General features: G+C 41.3%; 13 protein-coding genes. 4 read left to right on the top strand and 9 right to left on the bottom strand.

The genetic code is table 11. The features are described from left to right. The first annotated feature begins 4 nt into the window (after positions 1–4). A complete protein-coding gene (locus ACTHOQ_RS06525; protein ID WP_440494959.1) occupies positions 5–1726 on the top strand; it encodes an ABC transporter permease in 1722 nt (573 codons plus the stop codon). 139 nt (positions 1727–1865) lie between these two features. Here ACTHOQ_RS06525 and ACTHOQ_RS06520 read toward each other — a convergent pair whose 3' ends face one another. The 9 genes from ACTHOQ_RS06520 to ACTHOQ_RS06480 all read right to left on the bottom strand — a co-directional run bounded on the left by ACTHOQ_RS06520 (position 1866) and on the right by ACTHOQ_RS06480 (position 12248). Further along, a complete protein-coding gene (locus ACTHOQ_RS06520; protein ID WP_440494958.1) occupies positions 1866–2366 on the bottom strand; it encodes a GNAT family N-acetyltransferase in 501 nt (166 codons plus the stop codon). A gap of 53 nt (positions 2367–2419) precedes the next feature. Continuing rightward, positions 2420–2851 carry a hypothetical protein gene (locus ACTHOQ_RS06515; protein WP_440494957.1) on the bottom strand — a complete coding sequence of 144 codons (432 nt, stop codon included), beginning with the start codon at positions 2849–2851 and terminating at the stop codon, positions 2420–2422. A 256-nt stretch (positions 2852–3107) separates the two neighbouring features. Continuing rightward, on the bottom strand, positions 3108–4160 hold the full coding sequence (locus tag ACTHOQ_RS06510; RefSeq protein ID WP_440494955.1) for an NAD(P)/FAD-dependent oxidoreductase: 1053 nt from the start codon (positions 4158–4160) through the stop codon (positions 3108–3110). A gap of 52 nt (positions 4161–4212) precedes the next feature. After that, positions 4213–5028 carry an ABC transporter ATP-binding protein gene (locus tag ACTHOQ_RS06505; protein WP_440494954.1) on the bottom strand — a complete coding sequence of 272 codons (816 nt, stop codon included), beginning with the start codon at positions 5026–5028 and terminating at the stop codon, positions 4213–4215. Next, on the bottom strand, positions 5028–6059 hold the full coding sequence (locus ACTHOQ_RS06500; RefSeq protein WP_440494953.1) for a FecCD family ABC transporter permease: 1032 nt from the start codon (positions 6057–6059) through the stop codon (positions 5028–5030). Before ACTHOQ_RS06500 ends, ACTHOQ_RS06505 begins: the two co-directional genes overlap by 1 nt. Next, positions 6056–7090: a FecCD family ABC transporter permease gene (locus ACTHOQ_RS06495; RefSeq protein WP_440494952.1), complete on the bottom strand. Its 1035-nt coding sequence runs from the start codon at positions 7088–7090 to the stop codon at positions 6056–6058. The genes ACTHOQ_RS06500 and ACTHOQ_RS06495 overlap by 4 nt, the downstream gene beginning before the upstream one ends. Position 7091: 1 nt before the next feature. Continuing rightward, positions 7092–8159 carry an iron-siderophore ABC transporter substrate-binding protein gene (locus tag ACTHOQ_RS06490; protein WP_440494950.1) on the bottom strand — a complete coding sequence of 356 codons (1068 nt, stop codon included), beginning with the start codon at positions 8157–8159 and terminating at the stop codon, positions 7092–7094. A 207-nt stretch (positions 8160–8366) separates the two neighbouring features. Then, positions 8367–10337: a methyl-accepting chemotaxis protein gene (locus ACTHOQ_RS06485; RefSeq protein WP_440494948.1), complete on the bottom strand. Its 1971-nt coding sequence runs from the start codon at positions 10335–10337 to the stop codon at positions 8367–8369. A gap of 342 nt (positions 10338–10679) precedes the next feature. Next, positions 10680–12248: a sensor domain-containing diguanylate cyclase gene (locus ACTHOQ_RS06480; RefSeq protein WP_440494946.1), complete on the bottom strand. Its 1569-nt coding sequence runs from the start codon at positions 12246–12248 to the stop codon at positions 10680–10682. A 295-nt stretch (positions 12249–12543) separates the two neighbouring features. On the opposite strand from ACTHOQ_RS06480, the gene ACTHOQ_RS06475 reads away from it, so the two are divergent. The 3 genes from ACTHOQ_RS06475 to ACTHOQ_RS06465 are packed head-to-tail and all read left to right on the top strand — an operon-like array spanning position 12544 to position 16065. Then, positions 12544–12927, top strand: coding sequence for a MerR family transcriptional regulator (locus tag ACTHOQ_RS06475; RefSeq protein WP_440494945.1), 384 nt, complete (start codon positions 12544–12546; stop codon positions 12925–12927). Beyond that, on the top strand, positions 12924–14444 hold the full coding sequence (locus ACTHOQ_RS06470; protein WP_440494944.1) for a class I adenylate-forming enzyme family protein: 1521 nt from the start codon (positions 12924–12926) through the stop codon (positions 14442–14444). Before ACTHOQ_RS06475 ends, ACTHOQ_RS06470 begins: the two co-directional genes overlap by 4 nt. Then, entirely contained in the window at positions 14419–16065 is a 1647-nt protein-coding gene (locus tag ACTHOQ_RS06465; protein WP_440494943.1) for an acyl-CoA dehydrogenase family protein, read from the top strand. The genes ACTHOQ_RS06470 and ACTHOQ_RS06465 overlap by 26 nt, the downstream gene beginning before the upstream one ends. Positions 16066–16098 lie beyond the last annotated feature (33 nt).

Below are 16098 nucleotides of genomic sequence, written 5' to 3'. Positions count from 1 at the left end.
CACAATGAGCAAAGAAACCGTTGACACTTACAAAGCGAATTGGTGGTCTCGTCTTACACAGTCACGCTATTTTGTATATATTCTCGTCTCTCCGCTCTTTCTGATTTTATTTGCTTATGTCATTTATCCGTTTTATACAACATTTGTTCAAAGCTTTGCAGGTGATGATAAACTCGCAAATTATACGAAGTTTTTCAGTTTGGAAAGTACAGCGAATTTAGAGGCGCTTTGGAATAGTTTTTATATATCTGTCATCAGTGTTGTTTGCTGTGCGATTGTAGGTGTGGCAATGGCGTTTTTACTAGAGCGCTATGATTTTCCAGGAAGAAGAATACTATCCGTTTTAGTGTTGGTACCAATGGCGCTGCCGCCGTTGGTCGGAGTATTATCGTTCACATTTTTGTACGGGGAAAGCGGCATCTTCCCTCGGCTATTCCAGCAACTGCTTAGTTTGGAGGATGTTCCTTTTTCATTGAAAGGGATTTGGGGTGTGATCGTCGTCCATACGTTCACGATGTATACGTATTTTTACTTGACGGCTTCGGCAGCGATTAAAGGGCTTGATCCATCATTGGAAGAAGCTGCTACAAGTTTAGGTGCCAGCCGTATTCGTGTTTGGAGGAAAATCATTTTACCGATGCTTACTCCTTCTTTAATCGCTTCGTCCCTCCTCGTATTCATGGTGTCGATGGCATCCTATACGGCCCCTCTGATGTTTGGGGTGGAACGAACGATGACAATGCAAATTTATTTATCGCGCACGAACGGCAACTTGGACATGGCGGCGACACAGTCCACGATTTTATCGATTGTGTCGATTACATTTTTGCTTATTATGCGTTGGTATCAAAACCGGCGCAACTATCAAAACTTGAGCAAAGGTGTGAGTGTGCACCGTTCAGAGGTAAGTTCAAAGCCATTGAAATATTTAGCGGTCGCCCTTTCATTCATAGGCACCCTTATTTTAATATTGCCGATTTTAGTGCTCGTGCTAATTTCTTTTTCAAAAGATGGTGCTTGGACAATCCAAATTTTGCCGACCGAATATACGCTTGATCATTATAAAGCGCTGTTTACCGATGAAAGGACATGGCGACCAATCTGGAACTCGCTGCAAATGGGCTTCATCGCAACAGTCGGCAATATTATATTCGGTGTTGCTGCAGCGTATGCAATGGTCAGACTTAGTTTTAAAGGGAAAACGATGCTCGATATTTTAATCACCATTCCATGGGCATTGCCTGGCACAGTCGTTGCGGTAAATTTAATCGCGGCGTTCTCGACTGAAAGCGTATTTACATTCAACCAAGTATTAATCGGCTCGTTTTGGATTTTGCCGCTCGCCTACTTTATCCGCCATCTGCCGCTTGTATTCAGGTCGACTTCCGCTTCCCTTATGCAGCTCGATCAATCAGTGGAAGAAGCGTCGCGCAGTTTGGGGGCGACATGGTGGTACACATTCAGAAAGATTGTCATCCCGCTTACATTGTCAGGCGTTCTTGCTGGGACATTATTAGCTTTCGTGCAAAGCATTGGGGAGTTTGTTGCATCGATTTTAATTTATAACACATCAACAATCCCATTATCGGTTGCGATTTTCCAAAAGCTGTACGCATTTAAGTTTGGGACGGCTTGTGCATACGGTGTATTGCAAATCATACTGATCTTGATTGTGCTCATCATTTCAGAACGTTTATCGAAAGGTTCTGCCGGATCTGCAATATAAAGCAAAAAAAGAATTGCCGAAGTTTTTCGGATAATTCCTCAGCGGCATGCAGCAATGCCCTCATTGCTGTGTGACCTATGCTTATAAAGGGGAAAAGCTGTGCTAAAGGTCTCATCGGCTTTTAGCACAGCTTTTTAAATTAAAGATTTTTCACCATCCATAATTCATCATAATAGATCCCATCGATTTTCAATGCCTTTTGCTCTATAGCATATTGCTTGAATTGAAGAGATTCATAAAGCGCAATCGCCTGTTCGTTTGATGATCCGACTGTCAAATGAATCTGCTCAAGCCCATCATTTTTCCGCAATAATCGAAACAGCTCTTCCAGCATCATCCGAGCTGCACCTTTTTCTCTTGCTTCCGGGACGACGTACATCCCCATAATATGTCCTTTATGATATAGCTTTGCACTCGTTTCCCGCACAAATGCAACAATCCCGATCAATCGTTCCCCCTCAAATACCCCGAGAGTGAATTTTTCGGCTTGCGGGCGAAGGCGTTGTTCAATTTCTTGAATCGTGTAATTTTTTTCATGTTCGTATGACGAGCTAAATAATGCTGGGTAATTGTATAATGCTTGAAGTCGTATTTTTTTGTATTGTGACGCATCTTTATAACCTAATATTCGTATATTCATCTTTTCACCTCATTTTATTGCATCTTCTATTACATACCCAACACATTCACCTTTTACACTATTCCCGATTCCATCGCCAACTCGATTTCCCGGCGAAGCGTTACTGGATCGTCCGCATAAATCCCGATATACTTAGCCTTTTTTTCGATGCCGCCGATCAAATGAATTGTTTGCTCATATTTCATCTCAATGACAAAAGCGGGCTGGTCCTCGGTATTTCCCCAAACTTTAAATTGATGCATATTTTCATTTTCAATCACAGAAAATGTTAAATAACGGAAAGGTTCGATAAATGCTGATGGAATGACGAGGCGTGCAAACAATATTCCCGCTGCAACGAACACAACAAAATTTCTAACTGACCATTTTCGTTTTTGCACTAGAAGAAGCGCCGGCGCAACAATCGCACAATCAATAAGTGAACCGATAACCATACCATTCACGTGCTCATCCGATAGTGTATAAACGAATGAAAACTGATACAAGGTAAAATTTCCCAAGCAGTACAATACAGGCGATAAGAAGCCATTTATAGTCGAATATTCTTTGTAAAGGCATACAACAACTCTCCCATTTATAATTTTTGGCATTACTTTACTTTTATTGTAAATTACGGTGCAAGCTTTTCAAAGATGCGATATACGGTGCCTGTATAATTAAAAGCAAATAAAAAACGCAAAGGCGATGGGAGCTTTTGCGTTGGCGTTTCTTTGTATTCAAACATGTATCGTATTACGTGCGCTACCCCTTCACCAATATTTCCTTCATCACTTCCCGGTTTCGTGTTTCGAATACTTCGTTATGTGATGACACTTTTGCATACTGATCAGCCGTTGGTTCAAGGCTTAATTTGATGGCATTAATCGCATTGACGGCATCCTGGAATGTACCGGTAATCAAGTAGACTTTATTTTCATACTTGGAGATATCGCCGACTGCATAAATACCGTCAACCGATGTCAGCCCTTTTCCATCCGTTAAATAATAATAGTCATACTCTTTATCTTTTTCCGGAGCAAGCGCAGCATCAAAAGAAAATGAAGAATCCCGGTCATAGCCGTGGTTTACAAGTACATCATCCACAACCATTTTCGAAGTTTGGTTTGTAACGACATTTTCCAGAATGACTTCTTCGATTTTTGTCTTTGTGTCGTTGGCCACAAGTGTTTTAATTTGCGTATTCGTAATAATCGGTACACCATTCTCCTGCAAATGACGGATTTGCGCTTCATGGGCAGAAAGCTTTTCACCCCGGTATATTACTGTAATCTTTTTGGCAATGCCGATCAGATCTTTCGCCCAGTCAATTGCCGAGTTGCCGCCGCCTGAAATTAACAGTGACTTGTCCTTAAAGCTTTGAATGCCTCGAATTGTATAATGCAAATTCGATACTTCATATTTCTCAGCGCCTTCAATATGCAATTTAATCGGACTGATAATCCCTCCGCCTACCGCAACGATGACTTTTTTTGAATAGTGTTTTTCGCCTGAACTTGTTTCAATCACAAATAGATCATCTTTCTTTGTGATGAAATCGACTTTCGTATTTAGACATACTGTTGGCTTAAATGTCAGTCCCTGTTTAATGAGATTTTCAATGACTTGTAGTGCAGGTGTCGCAGGCAAGCCGCCAATATCCCAAATAATTTTTTCGGGATAAACGTGCAATTTGCCGCCTAATGTCGGTTGAAATTCTATAATTTTCGTTTTTAAATCCCTTAAGCCTGAATAAAACGCGCTATATAATCCACTTGGTCCTCCACCAATTATCGTAACGTCATAAATATCGTTCATTCGAAACACTCCATTCTTTTCATTTTGCTAAAACGCTTGCCTTCTATCGCTGCTAAACGAGCACTTCGGATTTCGTATGGTGTCTTCCAATCGGTACAACAGAAGGCGAACCCGAAACAGGATCTTGTGTGACGATACAGTTTAAATCGAAAATATGTTTGATCAATTCACTTGTAATCACTTGAGATGGCGCACCTTCCGAAACAAGATTGCCTTCATGCAGCGCAAAAATATAGTCGGCATAGCGTGCAGATAAATTAATATCATGAAGCACCATCACAATTGTCGTGCCACGCTTGCGATTTAAATCTGTCAGCAAATCCAGAATCTCCACTTGGTACGTAATATCCAAATAGGTTGTCGGTTCATCCAAAAACAAAATATCGGTTTGCTGTGCAAGTGCCATCGCAATCCATACACGCTGTCTTTGTCCACCTGATAGTTCATCAATATGCCGATTGGCAAATTCAGTAATTCGCATAATGTCCATTGCTTCGGCAACAGCTGCATCATCTTCTTTTGACCAGCCTTTTAAAAAGCTGTGGTGAGGAAATCTGCCGCGCCCTATTAAATCTGCAACCGTAATACCTTCAGGGACGATAGGCGATTGAGGCAACAGCCCTACTACCCGCGCCAGTTGTTTGGCCGGGATTTTATGGATTGGTTTATCATCCAGCATTACTTGACCCGAAACAGGTTTTATTAACCGTGCCATCGTTTTTAAAAGTGTCGATTTTCCGCAGCCATTCGCCCCGATGATAATGCTAATTTTATTGCTTGGTATGGCAATACTTACGTCGTGCAAAATCGTTTTGTTGTCATAGCCGGCAATAATGCTTTCCGTTTGGAATGTATGTGTCGGTTTCATCATAAATCTCCTTTCCGATTAATACGGATTAATAAATAAATTAAGTATGGTGCACCAATTATCCCTGTAATGACCCCTACCGGATAGCGTGTCTCAAAAGCAAACTGTCCGATAAGATCTGCCGCCAATACTAAAATGATCCCGATTAAACCTGCAGGAATGAGACCTGAAAATCCGACACCTACCAATTTTTTTGCAATGGGACCTGCCAAAAAGGAAATAAAGGCAATCGGACCCGTTGCAGCAGTCGCCAATGCAATCATGAGCACCGACGTAATAATAAGGATGACTCTCGTTTGATTTGTATTGACGCCTAAAGAAGTTGCCGCCTGTTCACCAAGCTCCAGCATTTCCAGACGCTTCGCAAAATACATTAAAATCGGTGTGCAAATACACACGAAAATGATTAACGGATATAAGTTAGTTAATTTAGCACCGTTTAAACTACCGCTCAGCCATCTCATTGCAGCCGGAATATCATGCGTATCCCCGATGAGCATTAAATAGTTGATAAAGGCCGTCAGCATCGCCTGAATGCCGATACCGACTAAAATTAGTCGACCAATCGAAAAGGATGCGCCTTTTGCCAGCAGATATATAAAGATAGCTGTTGCAAGCCCTCCGATTATAGCTGCGATGGATACGACTGTATTGCTTGCATTCAAAACAATGATGCAAAATACAGCAGCAGCGCTTGAGCCAGCAGTAATACCGATGACATTCGGGTTAGCTAATGGGTTGCGCAGCATCGTCTGGAAAATATAGCCCCCGACACCAAACGCAAAGCCCGCAAACAACCCTGCCACCATTCTCGGAAAACGGATTGTATTTACCGCAAATGACGCACCCTTTACTTGCTCTCCGAACAATACACGGAGCACATCTTGCACAGGATAAATCGTATTGCCCAGCATCAGCATCGTACAGCAAAGCGCGAATGCGAGAAGCGCCAGCAATGCAGTCATCAGCATAAAGCGACGTTTTCTTTTTATTCGTAAATTCCTAATTGTATTAATCGTTTCATTCATCATATCGCACGCATTTTCGCTTTCATTGTAATTAAAATTAAAATCGGTGCGCCAATAAAGGCCGTCACAATACCAACTTCCAGCTCGCTTGGACTCCCGAGCAATCTGCCAACTACATCAGACAGCGTTAAAATGATGGCGCCCGACAATGCGGACATTGGAATAATATAGCGTAAATCCGGTCCTATTACGAGACGTATGATATGCGTAGCTAATAAGCCTATAAAGCCAATCGGTCCTGCTAGAGCCGTCGCAGCTCCGCATAATAATACACCACCTAATGCAGCCACGATTCTTAAAGTGCCTGTCCTTACGCCTAATCCTTTCGCCACATCATCACCTAGTGCCAAAGCATTTAAGCCCGGAGCTGTAAAAAGTGCAATTCCAATTCCTACTATTATAAATGGCATAAAAAGAGCAATAGCGTCCCAGCTGCCTGAGCCGACACTACCTACTTGCCAAAATCTGAATTGATCCATTACATTTGTGCGCGGAATCATCACCGCTACAACGAGGGATGATAAAATTGCGCTTGTCGCTGCGCCAGCTAAGACGAGCTTCAACGGTGTCGCGCCCCCGCTTCCCATTGAACCAATTCCAAAAACAAAAATAGCGGTAATAAATGCGCCCGCTATCGCTAGCCAAATATACTGATTGGCCGAGCTAATATTCAAAAAGGCAATACCGCAAACGACAAAAAGGGATGCCCCAGTGTTCACACCTAATATACTCGGATCAGCAATCGGATTTCGTGTAACAGATTGCATCAGTGCACCCGATACACCTAATGCAGCACCACATAATAAGCAGAATAAGGTTCTGACAATTCGCTGTCTTACAACACTCGCCTCATGAGACTGAACTTCTGAATGGAAGAGCCCATTCAGAAGGTCTGTCCAGCTAATCATCCGAGAGCCAAAGACAAGCGATGCCACGATACACATACCAAGTAAAATAATTAAAAGCAGCAGTACTTTCATAAGATGACGCGGCATATGTAGGGACTTTTTTTCTAAAACGGATGAGCTTTTCATATTACTTTAACTTTTTCGCGACTTCCGAAATTAGTGATACATATTCATCAATCGTGTAGTCAATTGAGAGCGGGTTTGGATTCCCTGCTGCTGCAAGTGGTGTGTTGTCAGGAATAACTAACACAGTCCCATTTTGAATTGCAGGTACTTTTCCTAAAATCGGGTCTGCTTGAAGTGATTTTAATGTGTTGTCATCGCCATATAAGATAAGAATTTCTGTATCATTCAAAGCATCTGCGTTTTCAGCACTTAATTCGATATAGAAGCTGTCTTCATTTTTAGTTTGTGCTTTAAGACCTTCTGGATACTCCATTCCAAGCTCCACTAACAATTCTCCGCGTGGGTCAACTGGTGTATAAATGTAAAATTTCGATAAATCTGTCGCATTGAACATACCAAATGCTGCTTTTTTTCCTTTAATTTCCGGGAATTCATTTGCTTTATCTTGGATCAGTTTTTCTGTATCAGCAATTAATTGCTTTCCTTCTTCTTCCATGCCCATCCCTTTTGCGTTGTACAGAATTTGGTCGCGCCATGTAATAACCCATGGTGTTGTTGGATAAGCGATTACTGGTGCAATCTCGCTTAACGTATCATATTCTTCTTGTGTAAGACCTGAATATGCAGCTAAAATGACATCCGGATTTGAATCTGAAATAGCTTCAAAATCTAAGCCGTCTGTATCTTGGTAAATATTAGGATTTTCTTCACCCAGCGCTTTTAGCTTTTCAGCTGTCCATGGCAGCATGCCGCTCTCATCCTGCACACCATAGTTTGCAGCTGAGAATCCTACTGGCACTACATCCAAAGCAAGCGCCACATCATGGTTTGCCCATGCAATTGTCGCCACACGCTCCGGCTTTTCTTCAATTATTGTTTCTCCTAATGCATGTTTAATAACGATTGGATATTGTATTGCTGAATCTTCTGAATTTGCTGTTTGTGAATTTGTATCTTCTTCATCATTTTCCTTTGTGCTTGAATCTTTATCTGAACAGCCGGCAAGTACAAGAAAAACAACTGTTGCAAATAGCATTGTCATAAATGAATAAAACTTTTTTGATTTCATCTCAATAACGCTCCTTAAATTTAATTGATAACAATTATCATTGTCATTAACATTATATCTAACTGATAATCATTGTCAATAATTTTTAATACTAAATAACTAATATTTATTGTCGGTTGATTGAGAAAGTGTATTCCCATCATTTCAAAAAGCAGAGCCCTTACTGGACTCTGCTTTTTGCTAAATGGCTGCGTATGCCTTTAATCATTAATTGATTTGAAAGCGATTAATCGATGCTTCCAATGTTATTGCTGTTTCATTTAATTCTTTTGTTGCGTTTGCTATTTGACCGAGAATTTCAACTTGCTTCATAGTGACCGATAAAACTTCGGATGAATGTTGAACAGATGTTTTCGAAATATGGTTCAACTCTTCAATGGATGCCATAATTTGCTCTGACGATGCTGACATTTGCTCTGATGCTGCCGACACTTCCTGAATTTCATTGGAAACTTTCTCGGTCGTTGTCAGTATTTCTTCAAATGCCTGATTCGCCCGCTGTACATCCAACATTCCTTGCTGGACTTCCGAAACTCCTTGAGCCATTGAGAATACGGCTTTTTCTGTCTCCTTTTGTATTTCATTTATTAGCGTCACAATCTGCCCCGCGGACTGATTGGATTGCTCGGCTAATTTTTTCACTTCCCCTGCCACGACAGCAAAGCCTTTTCCATGTTCACCTGCACGAGCAGATTCAATAGCTGCATTTAATGCAAGCAAATTCGTTTGATCTGAAATCGCCGTAATTACATTGACAATCGCACTTATTTCTTTTGACCGACTTTCCAACCCTTTGATCATATTTGCAGATTGCTGGACGACATCGTGAATTGTCGTCATTTGATTAATGATTTTATTGATCGCCTCATTCCCTTGCTGGGCATTTTTCACACTAACTTCCGAATAGTCCGCTACTTGAGTGGCACTTGTTGAAACTTGCTGAATAACAGTCACGACTTCATTCATGGCAATCGTGCTTTCTTCAACGCTGTTCAACTGTGTTTCCACGCCGTTGTTCAATTGGTGTATCGTAGTGGACACTTGATGCGCACTGTCGTTTACGTTTTCCATATTTTCAAACAAAGAATCTGCCGAGTTTTTGACATTGTGTGCACAGTCGTTCACTTCCCGTATCAGCCCTTTTAAATGATCTAGCGTTTCATTATAGCTTGTTCCCAACTGGGCAATTTCATCTTTGCCTACCGGGGTAATTTCATGTGTGAGATTGCCTGATTCTAAAACGGTAAAGGCATCGTTCAGGTTTTCAATCGGCTTAGTTATTCTTTTTGCGATAATATACATCATCGCCAGCCCGATGAGCAGAAAACTAATCGTCAGGATGATAAGCGTATTTTTCAGTTTATTGATCGGTGCGAAAAGCTCTTCATAGGGCGCCCCATATATAATTCCCCATTGGTCGCGCGTACCGGCATATGCAGCCATTTTGTATTCGCCATTCAGCTCATAAAGTTTCGTTCCGTTCTCCCCTTTTAAATAATATTCATGTATTTCGCTTAATTCCGGTACATTAAAGTCATGTATTGTTTTGTCTATAATCATTTCCTCAATTGGATGATGAATGACCATACCTGTCGTACCGAATAATGATGCATATCCTGTTTGTCCGAATTTCGCCTCTTTCACAACAGAGATTACTTCCTCCAACGGAATTCCGCCGACGACAAACCCGCGTGCTTTCCCATTTATCATAATCGGTGCTGCAACTACCGATATTAAATTCCCTGTGGCAATACTAATATTCGGATCAACAAGCACAATCTTTCCTTCTTTTACATCATTCAAGTAGGCTCGGCTCGACAAATCGATTGTTTTCCCTTCATCTGTCAACACATTTTTCCCTATCAAATCATGGGAAATCGCGATTGTTTCAAATTCAGGAAAGGCCGCTCTTAATGTTCGGATATGCTGCAGCTGCTGATCTTTATCACCAAAATAGGCGGCGGCCGATACGGAAATCGATTCAACAATGCTCTTTTTTTCTTGTATATAAACATCCATTTTCTCTGTTAAATAAAGGGCCTCCTTCGTTGCTTCGATTTTGATGCTATTTTCCAGCATATCGCTTGCGGTGAAATAGCTTATAAAGGATACTGCCAACATTCCAACAAATAATAGCATGCTTATACTTAACATAAGTTTCATCTTCAAACTCTTCATTCGCATCGCACCTTTTACATATTTTTCTATAATTTTAGCCCCTTTTTCCCCATTATTCGACATTTTTCTAGTAAAATTATTTATTTAATTCTAAATTTTCGAAATAATATACTTCTCCTATTTCTAGCATATTTTCCTTGTAAACATACTTTTTTTATTATGAATGACATCAATTTTTATCGGAAAAAATACAACTTGCAAATTCCAATATAGTAACGACCAATAATATATAAGGATATGTCACATTTCTGTAATAATATAGTTGTTTACATGGCCCTCTACAAAAAAAAACGTGTTCCGTCGAGAGAAACACGCCCAAAGTATACTGCTGAAATTATATTGCTAATCCGATTCGTCTTCGTAAATGGACACTTTATTTTTTCCATTCTCTTTTGAAACATACAGTCCTTTATCTGCTCTTCCGATAATAGAGCTCGCATACATATCGTGTGCCTTATAAGAGGTGACACCTAGCGATATTGTAATCGCTCTACCCATCGGACTTTTTGTTTCTGCTATTTTCGCTCGAATTTGTTCTGCTAAATCGAATGCCTCCAATTCATTTTTCCCTTTCAGCAAAACCCCGAATTCTTCGCCGCCATATCGAAATGCCACGTCATCATTTTGTGTAAAGCTGCTTAAAATAGAGGCAACAAATTTAATCACATCGTCCCCAACTAAATGACCGTAATGATCGTTTATTTGCTTGAAATTATCGATGTCGAGCAATATTAGAGAAAACGGCTTCTTTTGAGCAACCCATTTATTAATGGTAGCATCGAAATTCCTCCGATTGGCTAGACCCGATAATCCATCGAGTTGCAGTTCCTGATTCAGCATCATTAAATGACTTTTCACTTGGCGATTGAGCTGGTTTATTTCATAAATATGCGAGTTGATATATAACATTTCGTCTTTTGATGCACTTATATCTTTATTCAGCAATGATCTTTCCGAGTATTCGGCCAATTTAGTCAACGGCTTAGTTAATATTTTTACGATAATGCTTGCAAAAATTAATAGAAAGACTAGAAATGTAAAGGATTGTGTAATTAAATTGATCAGCAAATCATTTATCGGACCATTAATCGCGGATGCCGGAGTTAATGAAATAATGCCCCATCCTAAATTATCGATATACGTAAACCCCGCAAAAAACTCGTCCCCTTGCGCATCTGTCACTTTTTTAAAACCGCTTTTCCCATCTAGCAACTTTTTCACAACAGGATCCTTGCTTGCATTGCTGAAAATCTTTTCGCGATTTGGGTGATATAAAATGCGCCCATTCCGATCCACTGCATATACGAAAGAGCCATCATTGTACGCATGTGTCCCTAAAATAGTGTCGATTACATTATTATTTTCCAAATAGACCGTGCTCACCATTACCCCTCCCATATTTTTTTGCTCGCGGAATATAGGGGCTGTCACAAGAAAAAGCAATGTTCCGCTTGCGGTTTCATATGTGTCTGAAATAAACGGCTTTTTCTCTCTGAGGGCTCTCTCCATGATTTTCGCATCGATTTTCGTGCCGGCTTTTATTGTAATATTGTCCTCGCTTTGAAATTCATGCGGGCTTATCAATTGAATGACGCCATTTTCATCGGCAATAAAAATCGAATTGAAATGCTCTTTTTCCGATTCATAGAATATGTCCAGATGTTCTTGGGTAAATTCCGTTTTACTTGCCAGATTTGCCAGCGCAGTAATCGTTAGCTGCAAATTATGAATAATATATTCGGTGCCTTCCGCCAATTTATTGGAGTAGTTATTATTGCTTTCTAAATAATTGTTCGTCAATGATTGTTTCAATGCGTTTGTTGAATAATATAAATTCAATAAAGTACCAATTAAAACAAAAACTATTACTATTATGCTAATGACGACATTTAATTTGATCTCTTTTTTCATAATCACACTACTTCCAAACAATAATTCTTTCTTACTTGAATATTTTACAGAGAATAACAATGCCTATCCCCATCATATTAGGAAAGCATTTTTTGATGAAATAATGCAAGTTTATTCTGTAAACTGATTAACCACGTTTTTAAATTACTTGTATTGGATTTTCCATCTTCCATATCCCGTACAATCCCTATACCCGAAAATCCTGCTCAAATAATTTTTTTCTCTTTTATACTTCATTTCCCTTTAAATTGACGCTAACGTAAATGTTATACTTTTGCCAATGGAGGTGTCTTAGGTGAAGTCCATTAAAGTGATTGCCAAACAATATGCACTGACGCCAAGAACTTTACGCTACTATGAAGAACTTGGCATTTTAAAGCCGACAAGACCTCATAACGGGATGCGCCATTATTCCAAACGGGAGGAGGCGAAGATAAAGCTCATTATACGCGGGAAAAAGTATGGTTTTTCAATGGATGAAATTAAGGAAATGATTTTGCTTTTTGACCTTGACCGTACTGGCGTGAAGCAGTTGGAGCGGACAATTGAATACGGTCGGCAAAAGCTGAAAGAAATTGATGACAAGATTCAAGAGCTGTATGAAATCCGTCAAGATATTGAAAAGACGGAAGCTATTTTTCGTGAAAAACTAACTCAATTATTGGAGGAACAATCATGAATATTTCAAATTTATTGGCTCGTCATGCAAGGAAGTATCCGGATCAAGCTGCTGTAATTAGTTTAGGGCAGGAAACGACGTATAAACAATTGGATGAACAGGTGAACATCACGGCCAATGCTTTATGTGCAAGTGGAATTGCAAAAGGCGATAAAGTCGGGATTTTCATGCCGAATGTAAAGGAATTTGTCGTCCTGTACTTTGCCATACAGCGCATTGGTGGTGTTGTCGTACCGATTAATGCCAAATTTGTTGCGCGCGAAATCGAATACGTGCTGAACCATAGTGACGCAAATGCGATTTTTGCCCATGAGCTTATTTTCGATCAAGCCTCCTCCATTTCTTTTGACGGTTTAAAAGTAAAAACAGGTGCAGCTTCATTGCATTGGCAAAGCTTCGAGCAATTCCAGGCAGCTGCAACTGACGAAGCGGCTCTTTGCGATTTAACCGAGGACGATGACTCGACATTGCTCTATACTTCCGGAACAACAGGCAATCCAAAGGGCGTATTACTCACAAACCGCAATGTGCTTGCGGTCTCGCATATGATTGCGATCGAGATGGAAGTGAAGCCTGAAAGCCGGCTGCTCATCATGATGCCGTTAACCCATTCCGCACCGTTGAATCTATTTTTGGCAACTGCTATTTTAGTAGGCGCAACCGCTGTACTGACACCGACATTCACGCCCGATTTATTGATTGATACAGTGCAGACATATAAAACAACCCATTTCTTCGGCGCACCTGTCGCCTATCTTTTAACAGCAAGTTCACCGCATATTGCAAATGCCGACCTTTCCTCAATGAAATGGTGGGTATATGGCGGTGCACCGCTATCAGAAAAAGAAGTACTATACATTCAAAAGCAGTTTAACACAGAAAATTTAGTATGTGTGTACGGCCTGACAGAAGCCGGGCCAAGCGGATCAATTTTGCATGCAGCCGATCATCCGCAAAAAGCGGGAAGCATCGGCAATCGCGCACCGTTCGGAACAGAGCTGCGCGTCATTAATCATTTAAACGAAGACGTCGCACAAGGCGAAATCGGCGAAATTATTTTATTCGGTGAAGGCAATATGAAAGAATACTATAAAAACCCTGAGGAAACGAAAAATATATTCATCGATGGCTGGGTCCGATCAGGCGATTTGGGCCGCATTGATGAGGAAGGGTATATTTACATTGTCGACCGTAAAAAAGATGTCATCATTTCCGGCGGTGTCAATATTTATCCGAAAGAAATAGAAGATCAATTGCTCCAGCATGAGGCCATTTTTGAAGCAGCCGTTTTCGGTGTGCCACATCCAGAATGGGGTGAAACGGTAAAGGCTGTATATTCGGCAAAGGCATCTGTTTCAGAGGAGGAAATCCGCAATTTCCTTTGCGAAAAACTTGCCGCGTTTAAAGTGCCGAAAATTTATGAGCAAGTCGAAGCACTTCCGCGCAATGCATCCGGAAAAATATTAAAGCAGCAGTTAAGAGGTGAAGCAAATGCAAGTACAAGTGTTGGCCAATAGGCATGAAAAAAACAAAAATTTCTATGAAGCAGACAAAACATTGCAGCAGCTTCTGCAGCAAAAACTACCTAGCGACTTTTATGCGTATGCCAATGAACAGCTCACAGCATTCGGAAAGCTTTGTGCAGGGCCAATAGACGCCCGCGCAAAAGTGACGGATCGTGAAGGAGAGCCTAGATTGCGCCGCTACAATGCATATGGTGATGAAGTGAGCGAAGTTATTGTCAATGAGGGCTACAAGCAAACCGTTGCCGAAACGTACGCGACGGGCATTGTCGGCTATGTGCACAAAAATATCCCCGAGCTCGGACATAAAGGCAATTACATGTACAGCTTTGCACAAGGCTATTTATTATCGCAAACGGAGCCTGGCTTTTACTGCCCTGTCACATTAACGATGGCGACCGCCTATTTATTCGAGCATTATGCTTCCGACGAATTGAAGCAGAAATTTATGCCGCATATATGTGCGACAGGCGATGCGGAATTATTTGAAGGAGCCACTTTTTTAACGGAGCGTCAAGGGGGATCCGATGTCGGGGCAAATGTCGTTGAAGCGCGATTTGAACAAGGTGAATGGCGTTTATACGGTGAAAAGTATTTTGCATCGAATGCTGGGATGTGCGGAGTTGCAATGGTACTTGCTCGCCAGACGACCAATTCCAAGCAAGGCTCCAAAGGTTTAACATTGTTTGCTGTACCATGGCATGACTACGATGGTGAGCTTAATAACATTACGATCCGCCGATTGAAAGATAAGCTTGGTGTAAAAGCAGTACCATCAGGAGAAGTCGAGTTTAATGGTGCAAAAGCATATGTTGTCGGGGATTCGTCTAAAGGAATCTACTATATGCTCGAAGCTCTCAACTTGTCGCGAATTTGCAATGCCGCAGCATCTGTCGGCATTATGAAGCGTGCATTGGACGAAGCGGTGCACTATACAAACGGAAGGACAGCCTTTGGACAAAAAATTGCCGATTTTCCGATGGTACAGCATTCCTTAGGAGCATTGCACGCAAAATGGCATGCCTCTCTTGTCGCGCTATTCGATCTAGTGGAGCGCTATGATGCGGTCGTAAATGGCGGCGCATCGGAGGAAGGGCAGCAAATCGTCCGCCTGTTAATCGCGTTAGTGAAAAAGGAAACGGCGGAATGGGCGATCGAATTTACGCATGAAGCAATTGAGCTGCATGGCGGCAATGGCTATATCGAGGATTTTGTGCTCCCTCGCCTGCTCCGGGATGCGCAAGTATTGACCGTTTGGGAAGGCACTTCGAATATTTTGGCGCATGAACTCATCCGCCTCGTGCAAAAGAATGCGCATATGGCACTGCTTGAAGAGTTGAAGCAAACTGACCATCCATCTTTGCAGCAGCTCGCTTCTGCACTAGAGCAACGTTTCAAAACATTCGCCGCGCTTGATCCGGCTATGCAAACACTTGAAGCAAAGCCGCTCATGCAGCAGTTTGCCCGCCTATACGAAGCGGTCATAGCGGTACAGCACGGCAAAACAGCCGGCGAACGCGAGCAGGTTCTGGCTGAAATTTATATCGAGGAGCAATTTGACCAAAAAGTTTTCGGTGAAGCACCATTAACGGTGAAAAGTTTTTCGGCGTTTTAAAGGCTTGGTTATATTTAAGTAATGGAAAAAGAA

It is taken from the genome of Solibacillus silvestris (assembly GCF_051967575.1).
Classification (GTDB): domain Bacteria; phylum Bacillota; class Bacilli; order Bacillales_A; family Planococcaceae; genus Solibacillus; species Solibacillus silvestris_B.
The sequence above is the reverse complement of the archived record's forward strand: the minus strand, read 5'-3'. Positions and strand labels throughout refer to the sequence as shown.

Coding starts and splice junctions, on each gene's coding strand:
- ACTHOQ_RS06510 (WP_440494955.1), bottom strand. CDS start 4,160: ATGAACGATATTTATGACGTTACGATAATTGGTGGAGGACCAAGTGGA.
- ACTHOQ_RS06525 (WP_440494959.1), top strand. CDS start 5: ATGAGCAAAGAAACCGTTGACACTTACAAAGCGAATTGGTGGTCTCGT.
- ACTHOQ_RS06520 (WP_440494958.1), bottom strand. CDS start 2,366: ATGAATATACGAATATTAGGTTATAAAGATGCGTCACAATACAAAAAA.
- ACTHOQ_RS06485 (WP_440494948.1), bottom strand. CDS start 10,337: ATGAAGAGTTTGAAGATGAAACTTATGTTAAGTATAAGCATGCTATTA.
- ACTHOQ_RS06490 (WP_440494950.1), bottom strand. CDS start 8,159: ATGAAATCAAAAAAGTTTTATTCATTTATGACAATGCTATTTGCAACA.
- ACTHOQ_RS06500 (WP_440494953.1), bottom strand. CDS start 6,059: ATGATGAATGAAACGATTAATACAATTAGGAATTTACGAATAAAAAGA.
- ACTHOQ_RS06470 (WP_440494944.1), top strand. CDS start 12,924: ATGAATATTTCAAATTTATTGGCTCGTCATGCAAGGAAGTATCCGGAT.
- ACTHOQ_RS06480 (WP_440494946.1), bottom strand. CDS start 12,248: ATGAAAAAAGAGATCAAATTAAATGTCGTCATTAGCATAATAGTAATA.
- ACTHOQ_RS06505 (WP_440494954.1), bottom strand. CDS start 5,028: ATGAAACCGACACATACATTCCAAACGGAAAGCATTATTGCCGGCTAT.
- ACTHOQ_RS06465 (WP_440494943.1), top strand. CDS start 14,419: ATGCAAGTACAAGTGTTGGCCAATAGGCATGAAAAAAACAAAAATTTC.
- ACTHOQ_RS06495 (WP_440494952.1), bottom strand. CDS start 7,090: ATGAAAAGCTCATCCGTTTTAGAAAAAAAGTCCCTACATATGCCGCGT.